The sequence below is a fragment of the Pseudarthrobacter sp. LT1 genome, assembly GCF_035621795.1.
Taxonomy (GTDB): domain Bacteria; phylum Actinomycetota; class Actinomycetes; order Actinomycetales; family Micrococcaceae; genus Arthrobacter.
In genome coordinates this window covers 1495065-1512141 of sequence record NZ_CP141830.1, presented here as the reverse complement: position 1 = coordinate 1512141, position 17077 = coordinate 1495065, and the positions used below count along the sequence as shown (strand labels likewise).

Below are 17077 nucleotides of genomic sequence, written 5' to 3'. Positions count from 1 at the left end.
ATCTGTGCCTCCTCAGTGGGCAATGTGTTTGCGTCATCAGCTGGCTAGTCCTGCAGGCAGGCGATGGAGTCCTGGCCTTCCGGCGAGGCGCTGCCGTCGGCCCGCACCAGGATCACTTCCAGGCAAATGGGAGTGGGGCCGAACCCGGAAACAAAGGTCTTCGGTACTTTCGTGGTTTCGTAGGGCCCGTCCGCCTTGGCCGATTTGGTGCGGTACTTGTAGGAGTCGCCCTCCCTGGGCTGCGGGTTGGTCCAGGAGAAGATGATGGTGTTTGGATCTTCGGGCTTTCGTGATGCCGCGAGGCCTTCGACACTGGGGACAGTGCCGCTGTCCACGGCGTCGGCCGGCGGCTTGCTGACCTGCTGGGTTTCCACTGCTTTGGGCGTCCCGGTTGCAGTGTTGGCCACCACGATGCCCACCACCGCCGCCAGGGCCAGGAGGGTTCCGCCGGCCAGCGCGAGCCAGAGGTTGCGCTTGCCATGGTCTGCCGCCGGCGCCGCCTGCGGCTGGTCCACGTTCACGGGCCGGTGCACGGTGGCGTCGGCGGTGTAGGTGTCCGGCCCGGCGTCGTCCCTTACCGGGGCACCATAGTTCGCCGCGCCTGTGCTGCCGCGCAGGACGGTGGACTGTGCCCACTCCCCCTGGCCGCCGCCGTCGGCCGCACCTCCTCCGGGGCCAGACGCTCCGGCGGGGGCCGCCGGGATGGAGGGCACGGCCGGGGCCGGCCGCCATGGGGTTGGGCCGGCGGGGGTGAAGGACGACGGCGGGACGGCGCCACCCCGCCGTGCCGTGGCGTCGGTCCCGTCGCCGGCTGAGCCGGGGCGGGTGCGGGCCGGGAAGGTGGGGGCGCTGCCGGTCCGCTCCGGGTCGATCGCGGCGATGCTCCGGACGCGGGTTTCCTCCGTGCCGTCGTCCGGGTGGCCCTCCTCCTGCTGGGGTTCCTCGAGGACTTCGAAGGGCGTCACGGAGAGGTTGAGCTCAGCCTGGATCCGCTGGAGGGCCAGCGCGAAGGCGTGCGCGGAGGAATACCGTGACCGCGGCGACTTGGCCATGGCTGTGGCCAGGGCCAGTTCCAGCGATTCCGGCACATCCGGACGGCCCAGCCGGGGCAGCGGCGAGTTGCTGATCCGGTTGATCAGTTCTCGCTGCGAGTTGTCCGCCCCGGGCAGGACGAAGGGCGAGCGGCCGGCCAGCAGGGTGTACAGAGTGGCGCCGAGGGCCCACACGTCCACCATGACGCCGTCAACACTGCCGTCGCGGAACTGCTCCGGCGGCGACCAGGGAATGGACATGCCCGAGTCGTCGTCAGAGTCCCCGGCAAGGGTGCCGGAGATCCCGAAGTCGGTCAGCGCGGGACGGTTGTAGTCCGTCACCAGGATGTTGGCGGGCTTGATGTCGCGGTGGGCGATTCCGGCACGGTGCGCGGTTTCGACGGCGGAGGCCACCTGGATGCCGACGGCCAGGACTTCATCAACGCTGAAGCGCTGCCGCCGGTACCGCACGTCCAGGCTGGGCCGGGAGCAGTACTCCATGGCCAGGTAGGAATGCCCGTCGTCCGTTACTTCCGCTTCGAAAATGGTGACGATGTACGGGTGCGAGGACAGCTGGGCCATGAGGTTGGCCTCGGACTCGAAGCGGCGCCGGGCGCCCTCGGTCTTCAGGTCCGAGAGCAGCACCTTGACGGCGACCTTCCGGCGCGGCCTGTCCTGTTCGTAGAGGTAGACGTCGGAAAAGCCGCCCGAGCCGAGCAGGCTGATATAGGTGAACCCCGGAATGCGGGGCGGCGGCGCAACAGGCCGTTTGGAACTCAAGGAATCTCCTCAAAACGCAATGAGATGTTGTCGCCCAGTTCAGCGATATCGCCATCGAGCAGGATGGCCATCTCGTTCTGGGCGAGGCGGCGCGGCGGTTGGCCTTCGCGCACCAGGACGGTGCCGTTGGTCGCCTTGAGGTCGCAGAGCATCACGTGCCAGCCCTCAAGCCGCACCTCCACGTGGGACCGCGAGATGTCACCGCCCGGGCTTGCCACCTGCACCAGGCGCGGCATCACTCCGCCCTGGACCCGGGACACCGACGGCTGGCGGCCGATCACCATGGACTGGTCGAGGTCCAGCAGGTCTCCGGTGGACAGCCGCATCCGTCCCAGCCTGGGACGCGCTACCTGCACCGCATCGGGCAACAGGGCGGCCCCGCAGACACTGCACTGGGCGCGGGTGGGCGGATTGGCGTGGCCCTGTGCGCAGACGCGGGCGAGTACCAGCGGGCCGCCGCCCGCATCCTGCCGGGCGGCAGGTGCGTCCGCGGCAGGGCCGGCTGCCGACCCGGCGACGCTGCTCTTCATGACCGTCTGACCATCATGGTCGGGATCGAAGCCGCCGGGTTCCTGGCCTGGATCCGGCTGGTGGACCTGTGGGTTGTGGGGCGGCGGGGTATGGACTGGCTGCCCATCGGCAGGCAGCTCATGGACCGGGGCCGGCCCAAATGCAGCCGGACCGGGCTCATAGGCAGCCGGAGGTCCTTGGAAGGGGGCGGGCTCCCGGGCGGGAGCGTCGCTGCCGATGCCGGGTTCCGTCGCTGCGGGTGCCGTCCCTGCGGTGCGCCAGGGGACGGAATCGATGAGGACTCCGGAGGAAGCGGGACGGGACGGAGTGGCAGCCGCGCCGTTCGAGCCGGCACCGGGTCCAGCGGGAGCGTCTGAACGGGCATCTGATGGGCCGGAATCTGCTGCTCCGGCAAGGCCTGCTCCGGATTCGGCCGACGAGCTGCCCGGCGCCGCATCCTCCCCCGTGCCCAGGGCAGGGAGTGGTTCAGCTGCGGGCAGCGCCGGCTGTTGCTGCGGCACTACATGTCCGGAGTCGGCGTCGGGGTCCTCCCGCACGGCTGCGTCTTCGATGTTTCGCATCACGGTCCGGTCCCACAGGTGGTCGTAGGACGTGGTCAGCTCCACGGCGGGACCTGCATCACCGTGGCTTGCTGCCGCGGTGGTTGGCTCCGCGCCTGCTGCGGCGGAGCCGGGTCCTGCGGTGGCTGGGGACTCTGTGCCTGGTGACTCAGCGCCCCACGATTCAATGCCTGGCGCCCCGTCGCCGGGCGAATCCCCGGCACCGGTTTCCTCAAAAAGCTCTCCATCGGCGTCCATGATCGCGCCGGGGGCAATAGTGGCTTCCGGGTCGAGGTGGTGCGCGGCGGGTACCGGATCCGGCAAGTCCGCAGATTCGCGTACGTCCACGCCAGATTCAGCTGGAGTGAAAGCGTCAGGCCGGCCCTGGGACTCGTCGGCCGCTTCCCCGTCATCCGCCGCCGTTCCAGGGGCAGGTTCGGGGGCCAACGGCGGACCGAAGCCGGCTGGGCCGTCCACCTCGCCGGAAGAACTGACGGCGAACGGGCCATCAACGCTGGCCGGTGTCACCGGGGATTCTTCCCGGTCCACTGCGGCAGGACCACCGACGGCGGCAGGGCCGCCGGCCGGCGCGCACAGGGTCAGCGTCTGGAGCAGCACCACACCCTCCCCCAGCGGCAGTTCATGCAGCGGCTGTTCACCCAGCGGCAGTTCGTTGAGCGGCTGGCCGGGGCGCCCCGCGGCCTGCCCCGCCGTCGCACCGCCGGCGACACCCAGCCGGCATGTCCCGGGCACGACGAACCTGCGCTCATTCCAGGTGGTCACGTCGCGGCCGTCGAGCTCCACCGGCCCGCCGGGCTGCTCCACGGTGAGGTCGAGGTCACCGCGCAGGAAGACCCGCAAGGACCCGTTGAAGTCCAGGATGCCGAAGGACGGGATGCGGGTCAGGGAGCCACCGGAACTGCTGGTGACGGCTGCCAGGACCTCGTGCGGCTCGGGCTGCGAAGCCAGGAGCTCCCAGATTGCCCCTGCGAGTCCGGCGGGTGTCTCCGGGCCCAGGAGGACTGCGGTCCCGGACCGGACGATGCCCAGCCAGGTGCCGGGAATGTAGCTGGCGCCGGTCATCGTCCCGGCTCTCCGTCCTGGTCGGTGCTGGCTTCGACAGGCGCCGGCAGGGGCTGCGTGACGGCTTCGGTCGCAGCCGGCCGCGGCAGCGTCACTTCATCCCCGTCCGCCGGGGTGTGGCGGGGTGCCGTGGTGCCAGTGCCGTCGTCGTTCGCTACGTTCCTGGCGTCCACCACGATGGCCGTCACGTTGTCCCGGCCGCCGCTGCGCAGGGCAGCCTGGATCAGGGCGTCCACTGCGTCCTGCGGCTCAGCCACGGTGCTGAGGATCCGGAGGATCTCCTCGTCCGGCAATTCCCCGGTGAGGCCGTCCGAACAGACCAGCACCCGGTCGCCTTCCTCCACGGGGAGGAGCCAGTAGTCCGCCTCCGTCTCGTCCCCTGTGCCAAGGGCCCGGGTGACCACGTGCCGGCGGGGATGGACGGTGGCTTCCTGCGCGGTGATCTCGCCGGCGTCCACGAGTTCCTGGACCTCGGAATGGTCCACGCTGATCTGCTCGAACCGGCCCTGGCTGAGCCGGTAGGTGCGGGAATCGCCAATGTTCAGGACCAGCCAGTACGGCACGCCCATTTGCTCCACCACCACGGCGCCCGCCAGGGTGGTGCCGGCGCGGGCGCCTGTGGCTTCGCGGATGGAGGCGTCGGCACGGACCAGGTACTCCTGGAGGAGGGACGCGGTAATGTTCCGCTCCCCCGTGGTGACCTGGGGCATTTCTGCCAGGGCGCGCACGCACAGGCCGCTGGCGATTTCGCCGGCCTCGTGTCCGCCCATGCCGTCAGCCACGGCGAAGACGGGGTCGGCGGCGATGTAGGAATCCTCGTTCAGCTCCCGGCGGAGTCCCCTGTCCGTCCCGTAGCCGTAGGTAAGGCTGAGGCCCGGCCCCGGCTGGATGGTGGAGGAAACACTGGCGGGGTGCTGGTTCATGCCTGTCCTAGGTAAAAGGTACGGTCTCCAAAGTGCACGCTGGATCCCGGGGTAACAAACGTGGGGACGCCCGGCACCAGGGGGGTGCGCAGGCCGTCCGGGGTGGTGACGGCGCTTCCGTTGGTTGACTGCCGGTCCGTCACCCAGATGCCCGCACCGTCAGTGAGCAGGTGCAGGTGCGTCTTGGAGATGGATCGCCCGGGGTCGTCCACGGCCAGCAGCTGGGCGTGCTGTTCGCCCGTTTGCCCCACCGGGTTGCGCCCCACCAGGACGCTGCGGTCCAGCTGGAAGTCCCGGCCATCGTCCAGGCGGATGCGGAGGACTGCCACCTGGGCGGGGCCGCCGGCGCCGGGACGCACCTGGGTGCGTTCGACGTCGTCGTCCACGTGCTGCGAAGGCACCCGGTGCCCCGGGGGGACGCCCTGGGAACCGGCTGCGGGCGGCGCGAAGGACGCCGGCGAGGTGTAAGGCACGGTCTGGGACGGCATAGTGGCCGACGGCGCAGGTGCTTGGGGTGCGGACGCCTGGGGTCCGTTGACCTGCGGCCCCGGAACCGCCGGCGTCGGGTTGTAAGGGGCTGGGTTGTACGGGGCCGGGACAGCGGGTGGTGGAGTTTGCAGTGCCGGAGCAGGCGGCTGGGAGCCATTGGTTTGGGATGCCGGGGATTGCGGTGCTTTGACCCCGGCCACCGGGGACAGCACCTGCTGCACGGGCGGGAGGTCCAGGGGCGCGAAGCTGTAAGGCCCCTGGATGCCGCCGGTGGTGATGGGGTCCCTGCCTGCCTTGACGTCGAACACCAGGGTCTTGGCCGCGGTGTCATTCCAGCCCCGGAGGCCGCCGTTCTTGTCCCAACGGTTGGAAACCACCACCAGCACGGCCCAGGCAGCACCCACCAGGAGCAGCGGGCCGAGGATGAACAGGGCGGCGTCAAACCATTTGAAGACCACTACCAGCACTGCCGCCAGCAGGGCCAGGAGGATGCCTGCCCCGGTGATGAGGCCGCGCAGGAAGACAGCGCCCGCGCCGGGTGCGTAGCCGTCCTGGTCCGCGCTGCGGATGCCCATGGCCAGGTTGCCGGGCGTTTTGCCGCTGCGGGCTTCCAGACCGAGCACCACGAACAGGTAGGCCAGGGTGAGGCCCAGGCCGATTCCGCCGAACAGCACCAGGGAAGAGGTGTCGTACACGATGAACCCGCCGCTCCTGGTGCGGGTGATCCCGGCAAATCCGATGGCGAACGTCACCACCAGCACTGCCACGCCCGGCAGCCAGTCGATGACGGCAGCGCCAAGCCGCTTGCCCGCCGCAGCCGGAACAAGCTGAAGGTTCACTGCCATTCCCGTTCCTCCCCCTGGAGCGGCTTCCACCCTTGTGGAACCGCCGGTCCTGCCCGGCCCGGTGCCCGTGTGCAGGGTGCCCCTGCGCGCGTTGCCCGTATGTGCTGTGCCCGCTGGCTGACCTGCCGGGGGCCTTTCTACTACCGGGATAGTACCGGGAATCCCGGGCGCATGCGTGGGGCGCGCTTCCCGGGCGTCACTCCTGTCCTGGTGCTCCAGCGCGTCCGGGGTGCGGGTGCGGCGCGCCGCCCGGTTGGGCAGCGGCGCGCCGCAGGCGGTGCAGAAGGTGGCTCCGGCGCGGATCTGCTGTTGGCAGCGCGGGCAGCGTTCGGCGTCGGGCATCACTGCTGGTTGGGTCCTTGCTGGTCTGGCTCGTTGGTGCCCCGGGGCGGGGCCTCCGGCCGGGGCGCTGAAGGTGCGTTGGGCGTTTCCGCCCGGTCCGCGGCAGGGTTCCCGCCTGCAATCCGGCGGCGGCGTGCGGCAAGGATCCCGCCCACCGCCGGCAGCTCCATGCGGCCGCCGCGCAATTTGAGGCCTTTGCCGGAGTTCATCGCGGTCCTGGCGTCGGCAAGAAGCGACCGCGGCGAGAACCGCGCCTGCTGGCGCCGCCAGAATCCGATGGAGGAGGTCATCTCCTTGAGGGACCCGTCCACGATGGTCCAGTACTCGCGGACGTCCTCCTCCGTGGGCTCCCCCGCTCCGAAGATCGAGGCGTCCGCCCGGCGCGCCAGCATGGTGGTGGTTCCCTGGGTGGCGGGGAATGCTTCGGCCAGGACGGCGGCACTCTCCCGCCGCGTCGAGCGGGTGTCGACGGCGGCGCCCAGGTCTGTCGCCAGGCTCACCACCTCGTTCCATCCTCCGCCCACACGCTGGGCGGGGTGCCCGTCGCGGAAACGCGACTTCCGCCGTCGTGTCTTCAACAGGGCGATCAGCAGCAGCGGCAGGGCCAGGATCACCAGCGGGATCGCGACGACGCCCAGGGCACCCAGGAGGGCACCCCAGAACAGCCACGGGTTGTTCTTCTTCTGGTCGGCATCCAGCGCGTCCGGTGATGAGTCCGGCGGCAGGTCTGCCGGCTCCTGCGGCGGGGGCGGCGGCTGCAGCACCTGCGGCTTGGGCTTGGACTTGTTCTCGGGGTCAGGCGGGATGGGTATGTTGTCCTTGGGCGGGGTGGGATCGAAGCTGACCCAGCCGACCCGTTCAAAGGCGACCTCAACCCAGGCATGGACGTCCTTGCCGGTGATCTTCACCTCGCCTGCACCGTTCTCCGGGCTGGTCGGCTCAGGGTAGAAACCCATCACCACGCGGGACGGGATGCCCAGGTGGCGGAGCATCAGGGACATGGCCACCGCGTACTGCTCATCGTCACCAAGCATCTGCTTGGCCGTCAGCAGGCTGCGGATGCGGGCTGCGCCGTGGCCGGAGACGCTGGGCAACTGGCCTTCACTGACCAGGCCGTTGCTGAACGCCCCGGTTTTTTGGAAGTGGGCTTCGATCTGGCGCACCCGGTCGATGGCCGTCGGCGCATCAGCGGACAAGTCGTTGGCCTGGGACCCCACCACCGGCGGCACCTCCAGCGCGTCCGGGAGGGAAATCTTTGCGAAATCGTACTGCGTCAGCTGCCCGTGCTCGAGCTTGACGGGATCTGAGACCTGGACACTGTAGGAGTCGCCGCGGGAAAGCCCGCCGGTGGTCACCGCGGTGTCGGAGCCGGGGTTGAAGTAGAGGCCCGAAGCGGCGGCAGAGCCGGACTGGTCAAAGCTGATGCCCGTGGTCTTTCGTCCGCCGGGGACAAAGTAGCCCTGGTAGTCCTCGATGTTGATGCTGATCGAGTAGTCGTTGGTGGGCACCACACCGGATGAGTCGGCGAGGGTGTTGATGGATTTCGCATCGCCCACCTTACTGAAGTTTCCGGAGCCATTGGGGTCCATGTTGTAGTTGGTCCCGTTGAAGGCATCCAGGGCGCCGAGCCGGACCCGGCCGTCCTTCGGAAGGCCCTTGACCACGAACAGGGTGTCGTCCTTTTTGTCCTTCACATACGTCCGGAAGCTTGCCAGGGGCGTGATGTAGTCCTTGGGGTCGAACGGGGGTACCACCACGTTGCGGAGGACCTTCCGGTCCTCTCCTGCGCTGACCAGCGGTGCGGCCACTGCGGTGACCCCCACGCTGACGGCAATGACTCCCGTAGCCATGCCCAGCCGGCGGATCCGGGCACGCCGTGCGGCGGCCGTGTCCGTCTGCGGGTTGTTCACGGACACCCGCCGGGTGTTGTTCCGCCGGAGCGCGTCCCGGCGGAACGTTGCCCACGCGATGCCCAGCACTGTCAGGCCGATGCCACGTTCCAGGGTCAGGAACGCCGCGTTGGTGCTGAAGGCGATGCCGGTGACGAACAGGACCAGCACGGGCAGGAGGGGCAGGTAGGGGCTTTTGGTGCGCCACGTCAGCAGCGCAGCCACGAGCGCCGTGATCAGGGAACTCAGGAAGGGGACAATCAGCACGCCGCCGGCAGTTCCCACGGGCACACCCACCGTGAGCATGTCCTTCCAGGCGAAGACGACGCCGAGGAGCAGGGTCCGCAGCGAATCCAGGGTGGGGACGAAGCCGGCGATGGCAGCATCAGGGACCGCCAGCCAGGTGCCAAAGAGGAGGTACGCGGCAAGGGCCAGTGCGGTGGTGATGAGCAGGCCCAGGCGCAGGTGGGCGTTGACCGCGCCGATGGCCAGGCCCAGGATGATGCCGCCGAAACCCGACAGCAGGTAGTACGGGTCCCCGCCGAAGCTCAGGCCGAAGCCGAGCAGTCCCAAGCCCAGCAGGACCACCAGGGCTCCGGCGTCGAGCAGGAAGTGCCACAGCGGCTGGCCGTCCGCGAACGCCGACTCCTGGTTGGCCACTTTGCGGCGGCTATGGTCCTGCGGGGCAGGGGTTTGTCGGGATCGGCCCGGTGCGGTGCTCATGCGGCCGCCTTTCTCAGCACGATGGCAAGGTCGCCCAGGTCGCCGAGCGTCAGGACAGTAAGGTCTGCGATGTTGGCCCGGGTGGGGGCCGCGCCGGTTTCCACCCTTACTGCCAGGCTGCGGACGCCGGGCGGCACGGAGGCTGCGGCGGAGCGAAGCTGGCTTGCCGTTACGTTGCTGCCCACCACGAAGAAGACGACGGAGGCGTTGGGGACGGTGTCCGCCAGGGTCCGGGCGAGGTCGACGGCGGTGCGGCGCATGGGGGTGCCCACGATCCGGGTCATGTCATCGAGCATGTTGCGGCCGGTTTCGCAGCGCAGGGGCCCCTTCTGGGTCAGGACATCCAGTTCGCGCTGTTCGCGGATGGCCTGCCGGCCGATGGAGGCAGCCACCGAGATGGCCATCTCGAACTCGGTTTCGGAAGCGTATTCCTCGGTGTTGATGGACAGCGAAATGGCCAGGTGGGCGCGGCGCGTTTCCTCGAACTGGCGCACCATCAGCTTGTTGGTGCGGGCCGTGGTCTTCCAGTGGATGTGCCTGCGGTCATCGCCCGGCACATAGTCGCGCAGGGCGTGGAAGGAGACGTCGGCGCTGGAGAGGTCCGTGGTGGGCATGCCCTCGAGGTCGCGGATGAAGCCGGCGGCGGAGCCGGCCAGGGCGACGGTGCGCGGGTGGACGAAGAGGTCCTCCGGCTCAGTCCAGAGGACCTGGCGGCGCAGCAGGTGCAGCGGGTCCGCCCGCACGGAGCGGACGGGTCCCACCACGATGACGGCGCGCCGGGCGGTGGGGATGGTGAACAGGTCTTCGTGCACCTGGCCGGGCTTCATCCGGGGCAGGTGGAATACGGCAGTGGTGCTGCCCACCGGCAGTTCCAGCGCGGCCGGCAGGAGGGGACGCGCGGAGGTGTTGGAGACGGCAATGCTGCCGACGGCGCTGTCCCCCACCGCCACCCGGGTGCGGGCCAGGTCCAGGACCACCCCGTACGAGGACCGGCCCAGGATGAAGGCCACTGCGATGACGAACATGGCGAAGGCGGCAATGGCCGCCGCCGTGGCTTCCTGCCAGCCAAATGCCTGTCCTGTGGTCCAGAGCAGGATCGCGGCGGCGAGGACGGACCAGCCCAGGATGCTGACCACGGAAAGCACCGGCCACGCGTACTTCAGCCAGGTGTCCCGGACGGACCGCCATGCGGGCGCCAGGGCCTGGAGTGCGGTGCTGCTGGCCTCGGACCACACCGCTGCGGGGTGCAGCCGGGTGGGGCGGCCGTTCCGTTGGAAGAGGTGCTGGAGACGCTCCGCGAGCCGGGTCAACGGGGTACCGCTGGACGTGCCGTCGGACATAGGGGTGTGCCTTCGTTGTTGCGCTGGAATGGAATGACGGTGGCTGCGGCGTTCGGCCGCAGCCGGGCGGATCAAGCGTTGGTGCGCTGCTGCGGGGCGGCGACGTCGGCCAGGATCCGGGTCAGCACGGCCTCGGCGGTGGCGCCGGAGAACTCTGCTTCGGGGTCCATCACGAACCGGTGGGTCCACACCACGGATGCCAGTTCCTTGATGTCGTCCGGCAGGACGAAGTTCCGGCCCTGCGCGGCGGCCCAGACCTTGGCGGCCCGCACCATGGCCAGGGCACCACGCACTGACACCCCAAGGCGCGTTTCCGGGGCGTTGCGGGTTTCCTCGCACAGCCTGGAGATGTACTCCAGCACGGCAGTGTCCACGTGCGCCGTTGCGGCGAGATCGGCCATGTCCGCCACGGCCTGGGTGGTGATGACGGCGGAGAGTTCCTTGGAGCGGTCCTTCAGGTTGCTGCCGCCCAGGAGCCGGACCGTGGACGCGTGGTCCGGGTAACCGATGGAGGTCTTGATCAGGAAGCGGTCAAGCTGCGCCTCGGGAAGGCGGTAGGTACCGGCCTGCTCGATCGGGTTCTGGGTGGCCATCACCATAAAGGGCCGCCCTGCCGAATACGTGACGCCGTCCACGGTCACGCGGGATTCCTCCATGACCTCCAGCAGCGCTGACTGGGTCTTGGGCGAGGCACGGTTGATTTCGTCGGCCAGGACGATGTTGTTGAAGATCGGGCCCTTGTGGAACTCGAACTTCTGCGTCTTCTGGTCGTAGATGGTCACACCGGTGACGTCGGAGGGCAGCAGGTCCGGGGTGAACTGGATGCGGTTGTTGGAGCCCTGCACGGTGGCAGCCAGGGCGCGGGCAAGGGAGGTTTTGCCCGTACCCGGGGCGTCCTCGAAAAGGACGTGGCCTTCGGCCAGCATGGCGGTGAAGGTCAGCCGGATGACGTGTTCCTTGCCCAGCACCGCCTGGCCCACGTTGGCAACCAGCTTTTCGAACGTGTCAGCAAACCACTCGGCCTGCTCAATGGTCATGGTCATGAGATGTGCTTCCTTCTGATGGATCGGAATTCCTTGTGGGCCCGGGAGGTCCGGGCCTGCAGGGGGTGATGCGGTTGCTAGCGGTTTGGCATGCCCTTGGGCGGGGTGCAGCCCACGTTCGAGGTGTCGCAGCGGAGCCAGTTGCCGGACGCCATCCCCGAATTCAGGTGGTACCAGATGCCGCTCGGGTTGTTGGAGGTCTTGTACCAGACCTGGTAGCGGTCCGCCGTGGATGGGGCACCGGCATCGAGCCACTTGCCGCCACCTGTGCACTGGGACGGGTTGCCGTCGATGAAGCTGTCCGTCCCCTGGCGGGGCTCCGTGCAGCTGCGCACCGGGCTTGCCGTGACGTACCAGTCCGTGGGCGGGGGTGGGGTGTTATCCGGACCGGAGGTAGACGTGACCGGTCCGCCGATTGCCCCGTTGGTGGCGGTGTAGGCGCGGACCCGCAGTTTGTGGCTCGTGCTCCACCCGCCGGCTCCGGTATCGAACTTGTTCGCCTTGCCGACGTTCTGCCAGCCGCCACCATCCATGCTCACTTCGTAGTAGCTAAGGGGCCTGCCGTTCGTCGCGGGGTCGTTCCAGGTCCAGTGCACCTGGCCATCGCCCTTCGCCGAGGTGCCGCCGTTGATGCTGGGGGCATTGGCAGGACCGTAGGGGTTCCCGGTGCCGATGGCCTTGGCGTCACCGGACATATTGTTCTTGGTGGACGTGGCAATGATGGTCACGGTGATGTCCCGCCCGTTGGTCATGCCACCGATGGTTCCTCCCCCGGCTTTGATGGCACCTGTCTTTCCGTCGGCATTGTATGAGTAGGCAATCTCGGACGCCGTGGAGCCGTTGCGCTGCGCATCCGTCAGGGGCGTGAACGTAACGTCGAGCTGGCCGCTGGTCCCGTTCTCTTTTACGGTTCCAGCGTTGACAGTGCCAGGTTTGCCTGCTGCCCGGATCGCGGCGGACTGCGCGCTCGTGGCGCTCGTTCCGGCCTTGTTGGTTGCCGAGACCGTAAAGGTGTAGTTCGTTTCCGAGTTGTCCACGGTGACGTTCTGCGAGGTGCCGGACACCTGCTGGCTGGAGACCGCGGCACCGCCCCGGAGCGTGGTCAGGGTGTAGGCCGAGACCGCGTCACCGTTGTTGTTGGGCGCGGTCCAAACCACCCTCAGCTGGCTCTGCGAACCTACCGGCGTCGCCTGTGCCACGCTCGGCGCCGCTGGAGTGGCGGGGACGCCGGCCGGCACCTCGGCCGCCGAATACGGGCTCCACTCGGAGGGGTCCTTGGCATCGTTGCGGGCCAGGACCCGGACCTTGTAGGAGACGCCGTTCTGGAGGCCCTTCCAGACGTAGCTGACCGATGTCAGCCCCTGGATCTGGGCGTTCTGCCCGGCCGGAGCCGGTGAAATTTCCAGGTCGTAGGACTTCACCGGGGAGCCCTTGCTGGCCGGGGCAGTCCAGTTCACCGTCAGCTGCTTGTCGCCGAACTTCAGCGACGGCGCCAGCGGCGTATCCGGTTTGACGTCCGGGCGGACATCGGCGGACGCCGGCGAGCGGTCGGAATCGCCGAACTCGTTGGTGGCCGTCACTTGGAAGTGGTACGTGGTGTTGTTGGTCAGGCCGTTCAGGGTGCAGGTGTTGGCCGGGCACTCCTGCCGGAACCCGCCCTCACCATAGACGGTGTACTTGGTGATGGCGGAGCCACGGTCGGCCGGCGCGGACCAGGTGAGCAGCGCGGTCTGGTCGCCCACGCTCTGCGCCTGCGGCGTGGTGGGCGCAGCAGGCTTGTCCTTGACGGTCAGCCGGACACGCGCTGTGGCATGCCTGGAGCTGTCCTGCGTCTTGTCTTCCACCGTGTACGCCACCACCATGGTTCCGGTGAACCCGGGCGCCGGTGTGACGGTCACAGAGTCACCACTGACGCCCACATTGCCGCTGCCCGTTTCGGTGTTCGCGGCAATGATCTTCAGCGGTGTTTCCGGGAACGGGTTGGCGTCATTGGCCAGCACATTGATGGTCACCGGTTTGCCGGCGGCGGCGTTGTCCTGCACGTCGTCGTTCGCCACCGGTTTGGGCCGGTTGGAGGCGGTCACGGCAAGCTGGTAGGTGGCGGTGGCCTGGAGCCCGCGGGGGTCGGTTGCCTTGACCTGCACGGCGGCGCGGGTTCCGGTTGCCGTGGAATCGGCCGCCGACACCTTCAGCGTCTTGCCTTCGATGCGTGCGTTGAAGCCGCCGGGTGAGTCGCCCACCACTTCGTACTTCATCTTCTCGACGTCGTCCTGGTCCGGATCGGAGGTGAGCTTGCCGAGGTCCGTGGTGGCCGAGTCACCCTTGGGAACATCCACGTTGGCGCCCAGCAGTTCCGGCGGGTTGTTCTTGTTCGGGTCCGGGAGGACCTTGGTGCGGATGCTGAGGGTGGACTTGAGTCCGGCAGGATCGTCCGGTCCGGTGCCGTCGGTCACCTCGAAGGTCAGTGAACCGGGGCCCACATAATCCGCACCCGCCGTGTACTTCAGCCCGGCGCCGTCGCGCGTCACCGGATCGCCGCCGTCGGCACCGATGAGCTTGATCCGGTCCGCCTGGGTCAACCGGGGTGACCGTCCTTCCCGTACCTTGACCCATTCCTTCAGGTCGACGTCGACGGACTGGCCGGCAACCACCTCGATGACTTCGTCCTTGGCCAGGGTGGGAACCTGCTGGCCCAGGCCCGGCACCCAGATGATGGCTGTGGACTTCTGGGCGTCAACGTCTTCAACGGTGTACGGGATGAGCTGCGGCTGCTCGGTCAGGTCCACCAGGACGTTGCCGTTGCCGCCGGGCCGCGCCGTGGTGGCGTCCGTGCTGATCTTCAGGTTTTCGCCCACGCCGTCGGGATCCTCGTCGTTCTTGAGGACCGGAACGTCAACAGCGGTCTTCCCCATGGCCTGGGCGGACGTCACCCTGTCATCACGGGCGATCGGCGCCTTCAGAGGCACGTCGTTGTCGACCACCAGGCGGATGGTGGCCTGGGCGGTGGCGTCCCGGTCGTCGGCGATGGTGTACCGAACGTTGACGGTTCCGGCCTCGTTGGGGGCCAGGAGGATGATGCGGCCACTGTTCTTGCTGACGGTGGCCTGCAGGGCCGGGTCGGCCTCGATGCCGTCGGTCAGGATGCGGATGCGGTCGCCGTCTGGATCGGTGTCGTTGGCGAGGGCATCGACGGCGATCTGGCGGCCCGGGCGCACCCGGACCTCATCATCCACGGGGGTGGGCTTCTGGTTCATGTCACCCCGGGGTGCAATACCCACCGTGACGGTTCCCGTGTTCACGGCGCCCTGGCGGTCCACCACCTTGTAGCGGAACGTGTCGGTACCGGCGCCGTCCCCGGCAGCAGTGAAGTCGATGAAATTGCTGCCCACGGTGGCGGTTCCCATGGCAGGGGTGCTGTCGATGCCGGTCAACTGCACGGAGTCGCCGTCGGGATCGATGCCGTCCAGGGGAACCGGAATGCGGACGGTACCGGCAGCCACCACGCGGGCGGTGAGGTTCCGCGGCTGGGGCCGGGAGTTCTCCGCGCCTTCGAGCGGAAGAATGTGGATGGTCACGGCGGCGGCGCTCTTCTGGCCCTGCGGATCCACCGCGTTGTAGATGGCGCGCACGGTCTTGGGCTGGCTGCCCGCAATGAACCGGAGCGTGTTCTCGGAGACGAAGCTCTTGCCGTTGGCAGGATCAACCGCCTGCGGCAGCACGGGGTCCACGGTCAGTTCCTGCCCCTGCGGGTGGGTGTCGTTGTCCAGGACGGGGATGGTGACCACGTCGTTGACGCGGACATTCACCTCGTCCGGCTTGGGCTGGGGTGCTTCCACCACGGCCGGTGCCGGGACCGGCACCACGGAGACTGAGCCGGTGGCAGACTTCTTTCCGTTGGACATGGTGTATTCGAACAGGATGGGGTCCTTGGTCCCCAGGATGTCCGTGATGCGCAGGACGCTGTGGTTGATCACGCTGACGGACACCGTCGCGTTGTCCGGGAGCTTCACGGACTGCAGCACCAGGACACCCCCGGAGGGGTCGGAGTCATTGGCCAGGGGGTCCAGCAGCACGCTGCCGCCGGTGGGCATCAGGGCAACGTCATGGACTGCCACGGGGTCGCCGCCGTCGTTGCCGGATTCCACGTCCACCCGGATGAGGCCCTGGCTGCTTTGGGGGCCGTTGCTGGCGATGTAGGTCAGGTAGACGGGGCCGGGCGTGCTGCTGCGGAAGGTGAAGGTGCCGCCGTCAGTGACGGGGCCAAGTTCGGCAGGGCCGTTGGCTTCCACCTGGGCCAGGCGGAGGGCACCTCCGTTGGGGTCGACGTCGTTCTTCAACGGGGAAATGACCAGGTCCTGGCCCACCACGGCGGTGACGTGGTCTGCGTTGACCACGGGTGCCAGGGCGCCGGGCGGCTGCACGTTGACCACCACCTTGCCCGTGACGGTGGCACGGCCGTCCCAGATGGTGACCTGGACGTTCTTCTTGCCGGCGGAGGCGCCGGAGTCCTGGAAGGTGAGCAGGCCGTCGCGCCGGACCTTGACCTGGTCCTGGTCGTTGTCGGCCTTGGCGTCCAGCAGGACCAGGTCGTCGCCGTCGGGATCGATCCAGTCGGTGAGAATGTTCTGGCTGACGGTCTTGCCCTGCTCCACCAGCATGGTGGTGTCTTCCCCGCGCTTGAACTTGGGCGGCTTGTTTTCATCGGGTCCCACCACGTTGAGCGTGACCTGGCCCGTGGCGGACAGGCCGCGGCCGTCCGAGGCACTGTAGTTGAAGGTCTCGGTGCCCGGCTTGGCGTCTGCGGGAACGGTGATCTGGAAGGCGGTGCCGCCGTAGATGCTTTCCAGCGTCCCCGATTTGGGTCCGGCGTCCCCCACCGCTGCGGTGAGGACGTCGCCGTCGGGGTCGGAGTCGTTGTCCAGGACGCTGAGGATGGTGGTGCGGCCCGGGCGGACTCCGACGGCGTCGGGCTTGGTTTCCGGCGGACGGTTGGGCTTGGTGCGGTCCGGCAGGATGTTGATGGTGTTGTTGTCCGCCGACTCCTGGTCCTGATCGTCGGACTGGTTCTTGGGTGGGATGACGTCGTCCCAGTTGTTCACCAGCTGCATGTTCTGGTTCACCAACCACACGTTCCCCGAGTTCACATCATTCAGGACCACCAGGTCCCGGTTCACCCGGAAAACATACGACGGCGACGCACTCGCCCTCGGCACCGCAACATTCTTATCATCAGCATCATTGACACAGTCCCGGACATACTTGTTCGCACCCGACCACGCCGCATGCACACACCCGCCCAACTGCACCGGAGCAGCCGGAACCCCCTCACCATCAAACGCCACCGTCCCGGCCGTACCCCCACCCAACGGCTGCTTCAACAACGCCTTCCGCGTCGCCACCGCCACAACATCACTGCCCGGCCCAGGCTGCTGCAACTTCGCATCCCGCGCATCCTCCAACGCCAGCCGCTTACCACCAGGCAAAAACAGGCTCCCCGCAGCAGCATCCAACACCACCGG

Annotated in this window: 8 protein-coding genes and 1 pseudogene; all 9 read right to left on the bottom strand. The window is 68.3% G+C overall.

All coding sequences use genetic code 11. From position 1 onward, the window contains the following. Window positions 1-44 precede the first annotated feature (44 nt). Complete coding sequence (locus VIK36_RS07100; protein ID WP_324644621.1) at window positions 45-1811, bottom strand: serine/threonine-protein kinase; 1767 nt, start codon at window positions 1809-1811, stop codon at window positions 45-47. Continuing rightward, on the bottom strand, window positions 1808-3964 hold the full coding sequence (locus VIK36_RS07095) for an FHA domain-containing protein (RefSeq protein WP_324644620.1): 2157 nt from the start codon (window positions 3962-3964) through the stop codon (window positions 1808-1810). Before VIK36_RS07095 ends, VIK36_RS07100 begins: the two co-directional genes overlap by 4 nt. Continuing rightward, window positions 3961-4887 (bottom strand): PP2C family protein-serine/threonine phosphatase, encoded by a 927-nt coding sequence (locus VIK36_RS07090; RefSeq protein WP_324644619.1) that lies wholly within the window; start codon window positions 4885-4887, stop codon window positions 3961-3963. Before VIK36_RS07090 ends, VIK36_RS07095 begins: the two co-directional genes overlap by 4 nt. Beyond that, a complete protein-coding gene (locus tag VIK36_RS07085) occupies window positions 4884-6221 on the bottom strand; it encodes an RDD family protein (RefSeq protein WP_324645242.1) in 1338 nt (445 codons plus the stop codon). The genes VIK36_RS07090 and VIK36_RS07085 overlap by 4 nt, the downstream gene beginning before the upstream one ends. Before the next feature lie 288 nt (window positions 6222-6509). Beyond that, window positions 6510-6563 (bottom strand): annotated as a pseudogene (locus VIK36_RS07080) (hypothetical protein); the annotation flags it as partial. Beyond that, complete coding sequence (locus VIK36_RS07075) at window positions 6563-9175, bottom strand: transglutaminase-like domain-containing protein (RefSeq protein ID WP_324644618.1); 2613 nt, start codon at window positions 9173-9175, stop codon at window positions 6563-6565. The gene VIK36_RS07075 and the pseudogene VIK36_RS07080, both read right to left, overlap by 1 nt. Further along, window positions 9172-10515, bottom strand: coding sequence for a DUF58 domain-containing protein (locus VIK36_RS07070; protein WP_324644617.1), 1344 nt, complete (start codon window positions 10513-10515; stop codon window positions 9172-9174). Before VIK36_RS07070 ends, VIK36_RS07075 begins: the two co-directional genes overlap by 4 nt. A 71-nt stretch (window positions 10516-10586) precedes the next feature. Then, window positions 10587-11558, bottom strand: coding sequence for an AAA family ATPase (locus VIK36_RS07065; protein ID WP_255174943.1), 972 nt, complete (start codon window positions 11556-11558; stop codon window positions 10587-10589). Window positions 11559-11635: 77 nt separating this feature from the next. Continuing rightward, window positions 11636-16771 carry an Ig-like domain-containing protein gene (locus VIK36_RS07060; protein ID WP_324644616.1) on the bottom strand — a complete coding sequence of 1712 codons (5136 nt, stop codon included), beginning with the start codon at window positions 16769-16771 and terminating at the stop codon, window positions 11636-11638. Between the last annotated feature and the right edge of the window lie 306 nt (window positions 16772-17077).